Origin of the sequence: Bacillus sp. B2-WWTP-C-10-Post-4 (assembly GCF_009183805.1) — a bacterium.
GTDB classification, from domain to species: domain Bacteria; phylum Bacillota; class Bacilli; order Bacillales; family Bacillaceae_G; genus Bacillus_A; species Bacillus_A cereus.
Genome location: NZ_WEII01000049.1, coordinates 1 through 15734 on the forward strand (window position 1 = coordinate 1; position 15734 = coordinate 15734).

The window sequence follows — 15734 nt, forward strand, 5'->3', positions numbered from 1 at the left end:
TTTGAATATAATTTGACCAAATATTAGTTCCTTCTGCATTTTCTCCTTTAGAAACCCCAAATTTTGCATACGCTTTAGAAGGTTGATCGACTCCATTAATTCGTGGCATGACTTGATAAATATAAAATGATCCTGTACCAGCGTATTTTCTATTATCAGAACCAAGGACTAATGAAGGTTGAATACTTCCATCATTTGTTTCCATAAATCCTATATAACCACGTGGCTTATCTAAATCGAAAATCTTCATGTCTTGTTTATTTATTTCAACAAATCTGTTTCCACTCGTTTTAAGTGTTACTCCTTCTAAAACTTTTCCTTTAATATGATTTGCTGTAATAAAACCTACTAAGTTAATCCTATTTGCATTCAAAGTAATGTTTTCTTTACTCATATTGAATGCTGCGATTACATCGTTTTCTTTTACAGATATACTAACGCCTTTTTCCGTTAACTGAAGACGGGTTTCCATATCTCTTACATAAGATGATGTGGCAAATTGTCCATCTGCTTGCGTTTTTGTATATACCTCTGTCTTTTTCGCTGCTGCATTGATCCCCTGTTCATTGATAGTGAAACGGTTATCAATTAAAGTCATCTTCTGATTAAATTGATCTGTCGCAAGCTTGTTAGCTAATTCGCCCAACAAATCTTGTTTATTTTTATCAACTGTTTGTTTCAACTCAGGTATCTTAAATCCAGCAACATAATCTTCTACTTGTTTTAGCTCGACTTTCGCCCCAATTGCTGTTGCCTGTTGTTCGAGTTTTGTATTTGCATCAGTAAGCTGTTTCCCTTGATCTGATACTACATTATTTAAATTGCTCACTGTAGAAGATAATCCAGTTGCTGTTTGTTCTACTGTAGTCATACGATTTTCGAATCCAGCTTGGCTATTTTGAACACTGGTTACAGTGTTTTTTACGCCATCCACACTTTTTTCAATCTCAGTTGTTTTCTTGGTAAATTCATCTGTTGTTACCTGCTCTTCAGGAGGTGCCGTCCAATCCTGCGGCTTATTCCCTTTATACAAGGCAACCCATTCCACAATAGATTTCGTAGTACTACTCGGATAGTTATATAAGCTTAACTTTCGTTCATTTCCACTTGTAGCCACAACAGCTTTAAAGGTTACATAAGTTATTCCATTAGCGTAAACACTTGTTGCATATCCAACATTGCTAGACCCATCATTCTGCCAAATTCCAAATTTCTGCCCTTGTGGGACACTTCCTTTAATTACAAAGGTATATTCCTCACCCGCAAAGAAATTTTCAGTTAGAGAATATTGATTGATTAGATAGTCTGTTTTTTCATATTTAACATTTGATTTTAATAAAAGGTTACGTCCACCAGTTTTATCACTATTAACCTTTGTTTCTACATTCTTTAACTTCTCACTGATTTTCCCAGCTTTTTCTTCTATTTCAGTAGTTGTTTTCTTTAGTTCACTTGTTGTTTGTTGCACATCAGAAATAGCCCTTTTTGTACCTTCCGCATTTGATTCGACAGTATTTAATTTATTACTAATTTCAGTATCCTTTTTCGTTAATGATTCAATAGAAGTTTTAAATCCATTAGAATCCTGTTCAAACTTAGTTACTTTCTTATCAATTTCACCTTGTTTATTTTCAATATTAGAAATTGTACGGTTGACACCTTGTAAACTTTCCTTTACTTCGTTGAATTGTCCCGTCGCCTGATTTTGTGTCTCTTGAACCTTTTGATTTAATTCTGTTTTTGTTGATTCAATATCTTTATTAACCTGCTCAAGTGTTTCTTTCTTAACGGATTCAACATCTGGTACAACCGATTCCCAAGCTGCGCCTGTCCATATTTTCAAAATACCAGGCTTCCCATTGCTAATATCACGCCAAAGTGTTTTATAAGGTTTCAGTCCTGTTGTCGGTGGATTCTTAGCTTCAATGATGTCTACCGTGTTATTTTTAAGATTCTCTTGCACTTTTTCAGCCAATGTTTTCGCTGCTTCGGATTCTTTCTTAGCATTACTAGCTGTTTCATTTGCATCTTTCACTAATTTATCTAACTGATCTATCAGCTCTTGTTTATTGCCTAATGATCCTAAGATTCGATTGTAAATTTTCCGTAGTTCTTCGTTTGGATCAGTAATTTCGCGATAATCTCCAAACACATATTTATCTTGTGTAGGGTCCGTAAAAGATTCATCACCAGCAATTACACGTGCTTCAAGGTATAACTTAGGTGTGAATCCTGTATCTTTAATTCGGATCGTATCGCCCTCATTAATTAGTTCATGTGCTAGTCCGAAAATACGTCCAATCGATTGTGCTTCTACTTCATAAGAAACGGAAGAATTGACACGTTTTTTTAATTCTATTTCCATTAAAGTCATTAAACGTTTTGGAGTCATGTCTAATTCTTCTGTTTCTGGTGTATAAAAACCAAATTTATGTTTACCACGTTCATTCCATCGTTGAAATGCATCATTATCAACAATATAGGGAAGTCCCCTATTGATACTTTCAATAGTAATTACATTATCGCCTTCACCTTTCACAAAGCCGACTAGTGCTGTACAAATGTCTCTTGAATGTTCAATACGTGTAACACCTATTAAATCTTTCCCCAGTTCTATTTCTTTCCCCGTGTCTCGACCACGCCTTTGAATCATATCAACATACCATCCAACTATTTGTGATCCTTGAACCTCAACGCGATATTGAATTTCTAATTTGAATAAAGAAGCTATTTTCTTTAAAAAAGTTAACGGATCCATAAATTCATCAATGGTCATAGTGTGAAAACCTGCATAATCTGTTTTTCCACGTTTCCATTTCATGCCCACAAGAGCCATATCAATAAATTCGTTTACTGTTTTCCCTTCTATCCTTTGTGGTTTTATAATGCCTGATTTAGCAATTTGAACCCAAGCTCCTGAAGCATATGTGGTAATGGATCGTTTGTCTGAATTCCTCTCTGTTTCTGTAATGACATATGGTACAACTCTTCCATCGCGAACTTCTTTTAAAACAAGGTTTTGTTGTTGTAGTGTAGCTGAATGAGTAGTTCCATCAAAAACAGTGAAATCCAGCATATCAACATTGTTTTTTAGTTCCCAACGCCTATTATCATCCCAATAGTCATTTGGCTGAATAGCTGCAACGATTTGATCTGTTTTGAAATCCACAACATGCAAAATCCCGCTTGGTGTTCTCATCTGTATCTCTCCCTATAACTAACAGTCGCTTTAACATCTGGTGGCATTATATCAATACGATTCTCACCACGTATGACATTTGGAAAATTACTAAAAATGTCTTTTAAATTAATCGCATTTTTACCGTTAATGCTTACAAGACTTTTTTCTGTATCAATTATAATCTTGTCTCCCGTATCAAAAATGTAAGGCGGATTATTTTGAGTATTTAAATTCACTTTCCAAAACTTTAAATCTGAAACGGTCATCGCTTCTACTGGCGGTACATCTTGCCATTGCATAATACTGATTTGAATTTGCGCCGCTTTTTCCATGTGATAGTTATTTTCATCCGTCCACCGCACAAATCGTTCAGAATCATCTTTTTCCGTCCCCGGGAGGAATTTCGAAATATATGCTTCCCATACATTTCCTGTTCTAGCTATCCACAATCGCCCTTGATACTGGTTCCAAGTGTTTGGATAATCTCCACTTTCATGAATTAAACTTCTTCTTCCTGGTTTATTATCATAACCGATTACCATTGTTCCGAAGTTTTGTTCAGCTTGCCAAAATACATCAGTCATAGCTATTTTCGAAAGCACTTTACTGTTTTCATCTAATATCGCTATTTCCACTCGACCCATCTCATTGATACGTTTACTTTTACATGTAACATAAGCCTGCATAATAAAATCTTGCACTGGCCCATTAGGTATATTTTTTTTAACAGCTGCACCATTCCATCCTTTTCCTGTCCCTGTACCATAATTAGAGCAATAAAATTGATAACCGTCTGATTTCATTTCACCGACTGGGTTGCCATCTTCCATTGAACTTACTTTACTCCACCCCACAGTGGTAGTCATTTCATCCCATATCAGCCTTTGATTTCTCTCTACAGGTAGTTGCTCTGTTTTCAACGGATAACCGATTCTAAAATAATCACGATTATACGGATACTCACCAAACCATACATCTAAAAATGTACTCGGTTTCTTGGCCTCAATCTCAATAATTGGAGGCGCTTCTACATTACCTTGATTGACGAAAGAAGTAGTGATTTCAGTGGACCAGTTTTGAGTAAACGTATGAGTATTTTGTTTACCTAATTTATACGGCATTGGACAAACAAAATTAATAACACCTCTACCTCTATTGACTATTTCGTCCAAATCGACAGAACCATCAATTAATGCTAAATAAGTCCTGTCTAACTCATCATCAAAAATAAGTTCAGCTGGTTGCTCTGTATATAGCCAATCCGCTAAATCTTCTTTCACCTTTTGTAAATCAGCCATATCTTTTTTTGCTTTAATTACAAGAGGAACATCAATACGACGTTCCTCTGTTTCTGTATTAAGAAAAAGAGCCCCTGCGCGATGAGGGACTCTTACTAATTTTCTTTTAACTGGAGCCCAGGAAGGGCGTTTTCTTCCAACTAGCATTTGAATATAATCTTTTCTGATCTTATTAAAAGTAAAGCTGAGTTTCCCCAATGTGCTCACCGCCCTTAAAATTCCGCTTTTCTTTTTTGTTCACGATCTTGAAGCTTGGTAGTATATGCGTAACTTCCGTTCGCTAATTCTTTTCCATCTAAAACGTTGGTCATATTTACAGTTAAATTTAATTCTTGTTCTCTACCTGATCTATCCGAGAACATAGTTCTTGCTGTAGGTGCGTTGTTATAAGGTGATTGTGGTTGCGTATACCCATTGAAATCACCCAGTGCATTATGCGGGATACTATAATGCGAAGTTTGGAATCCAAAATCAAAAACAGATGGCATATTACTCATTTGTTTTTTTACAGTTCCAACTACATTTTTTGCTGCATCCACAACAAATCGTTTCCCCTTATCCATACCAACGCCAACACCTTCTGGTACGGCACTACCAACTGGAATCATCACTTTAGATGGACTGTTAATTTCTAGTGCTCCAGAAATAGTCTTTTTAATCTCTCCAGCAATGCTTTTAGCCTTACTATATAAACCACCTGTCGCATCATCCAACCCTTTTTCAAGACCTTCTATAATGGATTTACCAATGGAACGTAGATTTATAGTGCTGAAGAATTTTTCAACTGTATTCCACTTATCTTCAATATCGCTCTTTATTTCTTTCATTTTATCAACGACAGCTTTTTTCTTTTCTTCAAATTTCCTTGAAACTGTATTTTTTATCTCTTCTACCTTGTTGCTTGCTGAAGTTTTTGTTTCTTCCCACCATTTTGTTATACCTGACCAAGTTTCTTTCATCTTTTGAACTACATCATCTTTCATTACTTGGTATTTAGATTTTATCTGACCAGTTTCCCAATCAACTTGATTTGCATGTTCCCCAGCTTGGGATTTTGCTTCACTAACAATTTCTATATGTTTGTCTCGCGCTGTAGAAACTGTACTATCATACTGACGTTTTGCCTCAGCAATGATTGCGTTCGCTTCATCAGCATTAATTGTTTTATTTTCATCACGCTGACGAATCGCCTCAGCAATTTTTTCATCACGTGTTTTTTTCGCATCTTCAATAACTTTATCCCTTGCTTTAGCGCTATTCTCTACAACTTCCGCTGCCTGTCTAGCTGAAATTTCACTAGCCTGCACACGCATATTTTCAAGAATAACCTTTTGCTCCATTTGATTTTTAGACATATGCTCTACAGCAACTCTGTCCATTTCATCTTGTAAAGCTTGCAAGGAGATGCGTTCAGATGTTGTTAACTCTCTGTTTTCTCTCGCTGCGGTTTGAAGAATTTCTTTGATTTTATTTTCTTTTTCTTGGGTCTTTAATTTTTCTTGTTCGTAATGCTGATTTAGTTGCTCGATGCGCTTATTTTCTTCTTCTGCTGTTAAAACATATGAATCAGCGAAAAACTTTTTAAGGCCTTCAATCTCTTTTTGTTGTCTTGCATTTGTTTTTTCTATAATTGTGTTAGCTAACTTTTCATACTGTCCGATTAGCTTTTGTGATTGTTCTTCAGTTATCACTTCATGGTTCAATCTAATTTCAGTTAACTTTTGTCTAATACCATCAGATAACTTGAAATACTCACCAAGAACTTTCTTTGTGGAAGAACTTACTTTCCCCTCTGTATTCGTAGCGAAACGATCTACCGAAGCAATACTGTCCTCTGTTGCTTTTTGATATGCTTTATATGCGACAACCCCAGTTCCAATGAGAGCAGCTGCAATTAAGCCAACTGGACCAAGAAGCACTCCCAATGCACTTCCTAACATACCAACTGCAGCCCCTGCCAGACCCGCTGCACCACCAGCAATTCCTAATGCTGTTGCTAATGCTCCAATCCCAGACATGATCATCCCAACTGCAGCAAGAACTACACCTATTGCCGTTGCTACCGCCGTTAGCGCAAGAACAATACCACCTGTAATTGCAATGGCCTTTTGTACTGGACCTGGTAATGAGTTAAATCCATCCACAAGTTTCTGCAATCCAGCAACAAAAGCACTAACCACAGGGACAAGCGCGTCACCAATTGTCTTTTTCATTGTAGAAAATGCCGAGTCTAATAATGTAATTCGTCCTTGTAGAGTATCAATTTTAGTTGCTGCAACATCAGCTGCTGTAACCTTTGACATGGAATCCCACATCTCATTAACACCCTTTGCTCCTTCTTTAAAAAGAATAGTTGCACCACGTACGGCATCCGAACCGAATAATGTTTCTAAAGCCATACTTCGTTGTTGGTCTGTTAAATCTTTCATAGACTCATGAAGTGTTCCTGAAATGTTTTCTAGACTTTGAATATGCCCCTGTTGATCATAGAATTTTGATGATAAGAAAGCTGAACTTGTTGCTAATTCACGGAATGTGGTGTCACATTTATCATTCCATTTCGTTACTCCTTCAGTTTTCATTACATATTGTTCTAAAGCTACTTCTATATCCTCTACGTTTCTAGAAGCTGGTTGAATACCGTTTTTAACTAAGAAGTCAAATCCAGCTTGTGCATTATATGTGATTAAGCCCAAATCCCTCATCTTGTTGTACGCTTCTTTAGTTGATGGATTTAGCCTCATAAGCATAGTTTTTAATGAAGTACCTGCATCAGAACCCTTTACATTCGTTATATATGAGCTCTTTATCTCATATTCTCCAATTTTCATTGGAGTATCGGACTATATCATCATCCTCGTCTTTATCGTTAGGATGGGACGCGCTCGTGGAGGTTTCAACGGTTCTCGCTTACTACCTCTAGTCTCTACACCTTCTGAATATTCCTATCCAGCTTGGCTCGGGATTGCTATATTTGTTCAATAAAAAACACTCTATAACAGAGCGTTTTCTAAGATTGCTGGTATTTGTTTGAACTTTGTATAAGGTATTCTCAGTAATGGTATCTGGTTTTCTTGGCAATATTGACTTTTTATTCTATCGTTGTTTTTAATCACTTCATATTGATCAACACCAAAACATCCTTTTATATAATGTTGTTTCCCGTCATATTCAATCAATAATGTTAACTTATCATTATTGAATACAGCAAAATCAAAAGGTAATCTTCTTTTGTTTACACAATCATTGAATTTATATTGAGTTTGAAAAGTGATTTTTTGATGAGTTAGCCACTCAGAGATGAATCGCTCTCCTTTGCTCTCATTACATTGAGGGCATCTACTTTCTTTATGAAGAAAGTCGCTTGGATTTACAAACCATTCACATCCACATTTTGTATGTTTAATTTTTACTTTTGTTTTTCTGTTTTTGTATTCACCAATAACCAAGTATTCATTACCAGTTGCCATTATCACTTCTTTTTCAAAAGTCTTATGAGACTTAGAGAACTTGTCTGAAAGATACTCATTTGTACAATTCCCACATTGTTTTTTACCGTTTTTGAATATTTTCAGTGTTGTGTGAAACTGCTTTTGACATGAGCAACGAAATAGTAATAACTGTGAATTATTTTCGTATGAATCTGATAGTAATTCACATTCACTATTATTTGTGACAAACGTCTTTATTTGATATATTGAGTATCTTGATTTCCCAGTACAATCATTACATGTATGTTTACCATTTTTAAATCTATAGTATAAAGTATCGTAGGAATTACCACATGAACATTTGATTTTCATATAATCCCTTCCGTGCTTTTTGTTTATACTTAGTAATTCACAATTACCATTACTCTCACTCATGACAAATTCTCTAGCCTTTTCAAAAGTCCAATTTCTCGACAATCTTTCTTCACCTGCCTCTTCATGATGATTAATCATATCATGATTCAACGGCTGCAATCCATTATGAACAAACTTAAGTTCCCCCGAATTCACGTCCTTTACGCTGCGAATTTCTCCACAACGGGGCTACAAGTTAACCCATTCTGTGCAAATACTGCTAGAGTTGTAGCTGTATCTTTAAATGTCATCCCAGCTCCTGCTGCTACTGCTGATGATGCTGCTAAACCATATTTCAGCTCACGTACATCTGTAGCTGATGCATTTGCTGCACCTGATAATATGTTAGCTGCATCTGCTACTGAAAGATGATCTGCTTTAAATGCATTTAAGGCTGTGGATGCAATCTCTGCCGCCTCGCCTAATTCTAGCTCTCCTGCTGTAGCTAAGTTAAGAGCACCTTCTAAACCACCATTTATAATATCTGTTAAACTAACTCCAGCTTTTATTAATTCCTCTATACCTTGTCCTGCTTGAACACTAGAGTACTTTGTCGTTTCTCCCATGTTAATAGCTAATTCGCTTAACTTTTTCATTTCTTCTCCAGTAGAACCAGATACTGCTTTAATGTTCGCCATTTGTTGTTCAAAATTCATTGATTCAGTAACCGCGGATTTCAAACCACGTCCTATAGCATAAGTCATTCCGCCAAACACCATACCAATTTGCATTCCTGCATTTTGCAAATGATTACCTAATGTCTCCATACGATTACCAAAATTCAATAAACGATTACCTTGCTGCTCTAATTCACGACTTGACTGCTGTAACCCAGTTTCAAATCGATTAAGTTCAGCTGTAGCGCGATGAATTTGTTCAGCATAATGTTGTGCCGATTGACTCGCTTCGCCTTCTTCTGTTTTTGCACGATTATATGCTTGTTGAAGTTCCCTAACCTTTTCTTTCTGCTTATCCACCATGCGAGTGAGAACATCAATTTTTGCCCGTGTTTGCTCTGTTGCATTAGAAAAACCGCCCATGCCTGTTGTAATAGACTGAAATTCAGCCTGTAAGGATTTCAAAGAATTATTTAACTTATCCATCCCTTTTTGTTCAGCTTGACGGTTTACTTGTTTTAATTCATTTTCGAATCTATTTAAATCAGCGACCGCCTTATTAACCTGTGAAGCGTATCGTTGAGTTGCTGCATCATTTTCACCCAACTTAGCCTTATTTTGATCATAAGCTTGGCGTAATGCTCTAACTTTTTCTTTTTGTGCTTCAATCAATCTATTAAGTGCATCTGTTTTGGCTCGTGTTTGCTCACTAGCGTTTGCAAAACCACCCATACCAGTACTAATTGATTTCAATTCATTCTGTAAAGTCCTTACTGCACGTCCTGAATTCGCAATACCTTGACGAAAGTTCACATTATCAAGGGAAAGCCTAACTACTAAATTATTCATTTCATTCGCCAATGTCTCACCCCCTTGCTAGATAATGTTTTCTGCTGGAACTTCAATTTCATTCGAATTCTGATTTTGGCTATTCGATTCACCTTGTTCACGATATTTCTGATTCAATCTTAAATAATGCCAAATATCCATTTCATTATCGATGTAATGATGTTTATATCCTTGGCGTAATAAAGAGAGGTAGAGCTCATCCATAAACTCACTGAATGTTAGCCCTCCTCCCTCTACGCTTTTGGGTTTTCTTCTTCTCCAGATTCAGAATTACCACCAGCCGCTTCCACTGTTTCATTAATAATTGCATTAATTACATCTGAAGTAGTCGATAAGAATTTACGTGCATCCACACCATCCCAATATTGATCTAATGTAAATTGTCCATCGTATACTTTCACTACAAATTTGACCATTTTATCCATATCCTCTGGACCAGGATTATTTGGAATTTCAGCAAGCTCAGGTGCCTGACGGATTAGACGAGCTGGAATGAACTCCGGTAAATTAAAAGTTTTATTTTCCTTATTGATTCGTAAAGTTAATTTCATAGTTTATTCCTCCTTAGTTAATAAAAAAAGAGAGAGCTTTTGCTCCCCCTTACTTTCCTGTTGGTGGTGTTACTGGTTTTTCATATACCTTTTTAAACCAATTATCACCAATGGCTTTTGTGAACGTAGGTTCATCAGCATCAGCCGTAAATTTCGGTCTATCATCAAAATCACGTTCAATGAACGATCCTTTAAGTTTTGTAGTCTGGAAGTTCGGTTTATCCTTCTTAGTTTCGGCTTCTTCTTCCTCTTGCGAAAGCTTCCCTTTTAACAACCAAACATATCGATATTTCCCGTTACCCTTTAAGAAACGCCATCCAATTGCCAAATATGGTTTATCACCTTCGCGCTTTTCATCTAATACACCATCTGTAACTTCTGGATATCCTTCAATATCTGCTTTTGCTGATAATGAAAGTCCACGAACTTCAATTTCAACTTCTACTTCTCCATCAGATTCGGCAATCTCTGATTTTTTGTTATCACTCCACATAATTTCTGAAGCTACTTTTTTAGATGTTTTAACCTTTACTGCCCCTTCTAATTTTTTTACATCCCCATATGAAACACCTGACGTATCATCTTTTACTAGTTTTGCATAAACAAGACTATCTACACCGACAGTCGAACTAATTGTAATAATTTCTCCAGCCATCTATAACGCCACTCCTTTCGCGAACCTCATCGCGTAATGAAAAATTTGTGTATCATCTTCATATAAATCAGCAACCGCATAACGTGAGAAACCAATACTTTTCATGATTTCATTCACTTTTTGATGGATCGCTGTTGTACTACTCTTTGACCAAATATCGATTTGGAATGTGATTTCACTTTCGCTTTCATCATTATCTGCAAATCCATCAGGCCTATTGTCTAATTCAAAAAACGTTATACGTGGAAACTCTTCAGCGTTTTTGGCTTTACGATAATAAACACGTTTTCCACCTAATAAAGAAACAAGCCCCTGATTATTTTCAAGAGCTTGCACAATTTCGGGACGTAAATTTATCATAAATTCAGCCTCATTTCATTCTTCAAGATGTCTGTCATAGCACGTACCGCATCCGCTTTAGAAGCGTTAAAACCTGGTTCTATAAATGGATGTGCTGGCATTTTAGAAGTGCCCCACTCTAAAAACTTTCCATAGAAATATGGAGAACGGTCCGCTTTGTCTATTCCAATCTTGATTGTTTTCACACCATTTTCCATTCGTGCCTTCGTAACCCGTATATTATCAAGCAAATGTTGGCCTGTACGCCAAGGTTCACTTTTGGATGGTTTCTTAGGACTTGAACTCCTCGGTTCACTTCTTTCTGCAATAGCTTTTCGAATTTGCTCACCACCAGCTGCAAGGGCTTTATCTTCAATTTTTTCTCCACGTAAACCCATTTGCTCTAATTCAGATATCAAGCGATCAAATCCTAAAAACTCAACTCCATCAGCCATTCATTCCACCACGCTTCCACATGATTGATAAGGTGTGTTTTTCAGTTGGAATAACTGAAATAATGTCATACATTACGTTCTTATACTTAATCTTCATATCAGCATTTACATCAGCGCGATATCGGATTTCCGTTTCACCTTGGATTTCGCTATTAGCTGCGGCTGCTTCAAAGTATTTTCTTCCTTTTAAAAAAATAAAAGAACCCCATACAGTAAAAGAATCTTTATAACTTTCTATCGGATCACCGTCTGGGCTCTTTGCTTCATCGTCTTTCACTTGAAATGTAAGACGTTTATCTAATTTACCCGGATTCACTTGAATCACCACCACAATATTGCAACTGAACTAATATTGATTGCAAACTAAATGCCAATTGTTCAGCTTTTCCAACCGCTTCACGGTTTTCATGCCAATGAGCAATTAAAATACGAGCTGCTAATTTAGCAAGCTCGCTTTTTAAATCTACATTTTTACTTGTGGCATTTTTAATATATATTTCAGCTGCTATTACGAAAGATGTAATGAGGTCGTCCTCCTCATCACTATCCACACGAAGATACTTTTTTGCTTCCTCTAATGTTAGTACCAAGAAGGACACCCCCTACCTTATTAAGCTCCTGTTTTAGGTACAACTGTAATTTGTCCATACACAACCGCTTCTGTATCCCACAATGTCACGTCTTCACGTTCAATTGCTCGGAATTCTGTTGTATTGCCTCTCCAAGCACTTCCACCCTCTTTCGTCATATCAAGGGATAACTGCTGTCTATCCCATAACACAACCGCTTCTTTCAAATCCCCAACAATAAATGGTGCTTTACCATCTTTATCTGTAGCAATTGTCTTATTAGATAAAACAATAACTGGCTTTCCTGACAGTAACTTACGAGTTGGATTTGTTGGATCTGGTTGAAGAAGTGGACGACCATCCTTATCCTCTAATTGATCTAAGTAATTGAACCCATCTTGGTTTGTAATAATGTTTGCTACAGCTGAGAAAGCTGGATCTAATGTGACATTTAATGCAGTTTTAATGCCTTTATAATCCTTTAAATCAACTTTTGTTAATTTGTTGATTTCTTGTAAAATTAAATAATTACGAGTTGCAATAGATTTCTTCGCAATCCACTGACGTAAATAAGCTTCTAGCGCTTGATCCGTATCATTTAATAAATCATTTGGTACAGGTAGGAATCCTGCATAATCCTCAATAACATACGGCAAACGATCAAATTGTGGTGAAGCAATTTCTTGCATCGCATTTGGATTTCCATACTCAGATAATGGCGCAAAAGGTGTAGATGCCGCACGCTTTTCTAATGTACGGGCCCCCTTGTTTGTTGAAACAGGTTGTACATTTACATATTGTTCTAAATTATCAACCGTCTGTTTTAATTGGTTAATAGTTGTAGTAATATCTTCTGGAACAATATAACCGCCATCTTTTCCTGTATTCTCAGATAGTGCTGCTTTGTATTCCTGCATAACGCTTGCTTCTTCATGGCTTAAACTTTGACCACGTATTGCTTTCATAAATACTTCTTTATACGATGTATCTTCATTTTGGATTGATGCTGGAGGTAACGCTCCTGTTTGTGAGTTTACAGGTTCAGGAACTTGAATTTGTTTCATTGCTAGATAGTTATCTAGTTCGTTTTTCGCGTTTTTCGCTTCCTCGATTGTCGCCTTTGCATCTTCATATTTACCGCTGTTATTAAATTCCTCAGCTTTCGCTTTTAAATCAGCTACTCTTTGACGTAATTCTTGTTCATGTTTATCCATTCATTATTTCCTCCTTGTTTTGGCACGAAAAATAGACCTATAGTTCTAACAGGTCTAGTGCGTTTTGTATTTTTAATTGTTCATTAAGGTCATTCTTAGGAAGGGAAGGCGATTTTGCTACTACTTTACTAGGTGTTTTCTGATATTTATCAAAGTAATCACTACTACAAGCTGCGACTTCTTTTGCTTCCACAACTTCAATATTGAAATATTTTTCAGCTTCTTCACCACTTAACCAGGTCTCAGCATCTACTAATTGTTGAATTTCTTCAATTTCAATGCCTTCTTTTAAGTTTTCCTTATATACATTCATAATCCCAGACTCGATGTTATCCAAGTCTTCTGCTGCTTTTCGGAAATCAATTGCATTTCCAGCTGCATATGTCCAAGGCTTATGAATCATTAAGAAAGCATTAGAAGGGACAACAACACGATCACCAGCCAAGGCGATTACGGAAGCGATAGAAGCTGCAACACCATCAACATAAACAGTTTTTTGAGCCTTATTCCGCTTTAACATGTTATAAATGGCTAGACCAGCAAATACAGAGCCACCGCCACTATTTACATAGATATTAAGGTTACTTTTATCATCCAATTGCCCCAAAATATTTTTCACATCATCAGGCATAATGTCAGAATCATCCCATTTCCAACCTGTATTATTTATGATGTCACCATAGATAAATAGGTCTGCTGACGATTCTGTTTGATTTTTAATAGTGAATACGTCTTTAATTGTCCTCACCTCCTTTCAGCGACAAACCTCCACTAGCTTTTGCTAATTGATATTCATCCGCAATCTCAATGGATACATGATTTAGATCGACACGATGTTTATCACCATATTCTCCAATTCCATCTATATCTTCAAGCTCTAATACTTTATTAATTGAGAAAGCACCAGCATCTAACATAATCTTGTAAAATTCCGCTCTAGATTTAGAATCGGCGCGAAGTAAACTTGTTAGATTAAATTTCAAATAATAACGCTTTTGTTCATTAAATGAAAATGTTTTATAAGAAAATTCTTCTTCATACTGGATAAGAATTGGACTCAATGTATTTTGGATAAAATCCAATGCCTGTTGCTCAATGTTTGAGAATGTAGCTCGATCTAACTCATTAATCATGTGTAATGGAATATTAAAAATGTTTGCAATCTCAGCCTTATCGAACTTCATACCTTCAATAAATTGAGCATCCTTTAATGGCATCCCGACTTTCTCAAATTCTAAACCAGCATCCAAAATTGCTATCCTTTGAGCATTATTCAAACCTGTATTTGCTTCTTCCCAAGCATCACGAAGTACATCTTTTGCTTCTTTTCCAAGGGCTTGTTGAGTTTTCAATATCCCACTATGTGCTGCACCATTTGTAAAGAATTTACCTTTAAATTTTTGTGCCGCTTGTGAACTACCTATAGACTCTCTTGCGATCTGAATCGGTGGTTTACCCTTCAGTCCATCAGTAGACAACGTAGTAAGATGAATAATGTCATCATCAGTTATTTTAATAGGTGTACCATCTGGTAAACTCGTAAAATACCATAATTTATTTGTCTTCAGGTCCACGATTGGAGTTGTTACAGCCGGATTTAGTGCCCATAATTCTTTCGGTCTACCATCCGCACCCCAATGAATATTGATGTAAGCATTTCCCCATGTATTTCGGTGCGTTTCGATTAAGTGCTTGAATTTAAATGGGCTTTGATAAGGGTTCGGTCTTCTTTCCAAAACAAATGACACTTGATGCATCTTATCTCGTTCTCTTCCTTTTGAAGTCTTTCTAAAAACTTGAAAAGGAAGCATTGCAACACTGTTTGCAAGGATATTAATACAGCGATAAACTGTCGGGACACCTAAAGAGGACTCAACTGTTACCTTTTCACCGCTTGCTGCTTGATATCCAAATAAACTTTTAAACCAAGGAGAAGGATTTTTTAAATCTGTCGTATCCTGATTTTTAAATAAATGCCGAAAAATCAAATGTTTCACCTCCTTTCTATCTTCTTATCATTACCACCCCCAGCATTGTGAGAATAATCCCTAATAGATACCATCCATAAATCGGATTAACAAAAAAAGTCGTCCCTACAATAATGGACAACCCCGAAATCAATAGAACATCTTCTAAAATACTTATAAAAAATAATAAGAAT

14 protein-coding genes and 1 pseudogene are annotated in these 15734 nt (G+C 36.3%); all 15 read right to left on the reverse strand.

Going from position 1 to position 15734, the window contains the following annotated elements; all coding sequences use genetic code 11:
- A partial coding sequence (locus GBN78_RS18485; protein WP_152127591.1) for a phage tail spike protein occupies positions 1 to 3199 on the reverse strand: 3199 nt, incomplete at its 3' end.
- Positions 3196 to 4677, reverse strand: a complete 1482-nt coding sequence (locus tag GBN78_RS18490; RefSeq protein WP_152127592.1) for a distal tail protein Dit — start codon at positions 4675 to 4677, stop codon at positions 3196 to 3198. The genes GBN78_RS18490 and GBN78_RS18485, both read right to left, overlap by 4 nt.
- A gap of 14 nt (positions 4678 to 4691) precedes the next feature.
- A complete protein-coding gene (locus GBN78_RS18495) occupies positions 4692 to 7310 on the reverse strand; it encodes a phage tail tape measure protein (RefSeq protein ID WP_152127593.1) in 2619 nt (872 codons plus the stop codon).
- A 162-nt stretch (positions 7311 to 7472) separates the two neighbouring features.
- The gene (locus GBN78_RS18500; protein WP_152127594.1) at positions 7473 to 8435 is read right to left on the reverse strand and encodes a PDDEXK family nuclease; all 963 of its coding nucleotides are present in this window, start codon (positions 8433 to 8435) and stop codon (positions 7473 to 7475) included.
- Positions 8436 to 8521: 86 nt separating this feature from the next.
- Positions 8522 to 9802: pseudogene (locus GBN78_RS18505) on the reverse strand (phage tail tape measure protein); the annotation flags it as partial.
- A gap of 15 nt (positions 9803 to 9817) precedes the next feature.
- On the reverse strand, positions 9818 to 9994 hold the full coding sequence (locus tag GBN78_RS30265; protein WP_193224748.1) for a hypothetical protein: 177 nt from the start codon (positions 9992 to 9994) through the stop codon (positions 9818 to 9820).
- A gap of 29 nt (positions 9995 to 10023) precedes the next feature.
- The gene (gene gpG, locus GBN78_RS18510; protein WP_152127596.1) at positions 10024 to 10341 is read right to left on the reverse strand and encodes a phage tail assembly chaperone G; all 318 of its coding nucleotides are present in this window, start codon (positions 10339 to 10341) and stop codon (positions 10024 to 10026) included.
- A gap of 49 nt (positions 10342 to 10390) precedes the next feature.
- Positions 10391 to 10996 (reverse strand): major tail protein, encoded by a 606-nt coding sequence (locus GBN78_RS18515; RefSeq protein WP_152127597.1) that lies wholly within the window; start codon positions 10994 to 10996, stop codon positions 10391 to 10393.
- A complete protein-coding gene (gp17, locus tag GBN78_RS18520) occupies positions 10997 to 11356 on the reverse strand; it encodes a tail completion protein gp17 (RefSeq protein ID WP_152127598.1) in 360 nt (119 codons plus the stop codon).
- Complete coding sequence (locus GBN78_RS18525) at positions 11353 to 11790, reverse strand: HK97-gp10 family putative phage morphogenesis protein (protein ID WP_087994123.1); 438 nt, start codon at positions 11788 to 11790, stop codon at positions 11353 to 11355. Before GBN78_RS18525 ends, gp17 begins: the two co-directional genes overlap by 4 nt.
- A complete protein-coding gene (locus tag GBN78_RS18530; RefSeq protein WP_098436886.1) occupies positions 11783 to 12106 on the reverse strand; it encodes a phage head closure protein in 324 nt (107 codons plus the stop codon). Before GBN78_RS18530 ends, GBN78_RS18525 begins: the two co-directional genes overlap by 8 nt.
- Positions 12093 to 12380 carry a head-tail connector protein gene (locus tag GBN78_RS18535; protein WP_152127599.1) on the reverse strand — a complete coding sequence of 96 codons (288 nt, stop codon included), beginning with the start codon at positions 12378 to 12380 and terminating at the stop codon, positions 12093 to 12095. Before GBN78_RS18535 ends, GBN78_RS18530 begins: the two co-directional genes overlap by 14 nt.
- A 20-nt stretch (positions 12381 to 12400) precedes the next feature.
- A complete protein-coding gene (locus GBN78_RS18540; RefSeq protein WP_000357562.1) occupies positions 12401 to 13573 on the reverse strand; it encodes a phage major capsid protein in 1173 nt (390 codons plus the stop codon).
- Between the two features lie 37 nt (positions 13574 to 13610).
- Positions 13611 to 14321, reverse strand: coding sequence for a head maturation protease, ClpP-related (locus tag GBN78_RS18545; RefSeq protein ID WP_001259165.1), 711 nt, complete (start codon positions 14319 to 14321; stop codon positions 13611 to 13613).
- Positions 14308 to 15561 (reverse strand): phage portal protein, encoded by a 1254-nt coding sequence (locus GBN78_RS18550; protein WP_000577424.1) that lies wholly within the window; start codon positions 15559 to 15561, stop codon positions 14308 to 14310. The genes GBN78_RS18545 and GBN78_RS18550 overlap by 14 nt, the downstream gene beginning before the upstream one ends.
- Between the last annotated feature and the right edge of the window lie 173 nt (positions 15562 to 15734).

What these genes read in the sequence shown, in the direction of transcription:
- GBN78_RS18495 (WP_152127593.1), bottom strand. Translation starts at nt 7,310, where the DNA reads ATGAAAATTGGAGAATATGAGATAAAGAGCTCATATATAACGAATGTA.
- GBN78_RS30265 (WP_193224748.1), bottom strand. Translation starts at nt 9,994, where the DNA reads ATGGATGAGCTCTACCTCTCTTTATTACGCCAAGGATATAAACATCAT.
- gpG (WP_152127596.1), bottom strand. Translation starts at nt 10,341, where the DNA reads ATGAAATTAACTTTACGAATCAATAAGGAAAATAAAACTTTTAATTTA.
- GBN78_RS18515 (WP_152127597.1), bottom strand. Translation starts at nt 10,996, where the DNA reads ATGGCTGGAGAAATTATTACAATTAGTTCGACTGTCGGTGTAGATAGT.
- gp17 (WP_152127598.1), bottom strand. Translation starts at nt 11,356, where the DNA reads ATGATAAATTTACGTCCCGAAATTGTGCAAGCTCTTGAAAATAATCAG.
- GBN78_RS18525 (WP_087994123.1), bottom strand. Translation starts at nt 11,790, where the DNA reads ATGGCTGATGGAGTTGAGTTTTTAGGATTTGATCGCTTGATATCTGAA.
- GBN78_RS18540 (WP_000357562.1), bottom strand. Translation starts at nt 13,573, where the DNA reads ATGGATAAACATGAACAAGAATTACGTCAAAGAGTAGCTGATTTAAAA.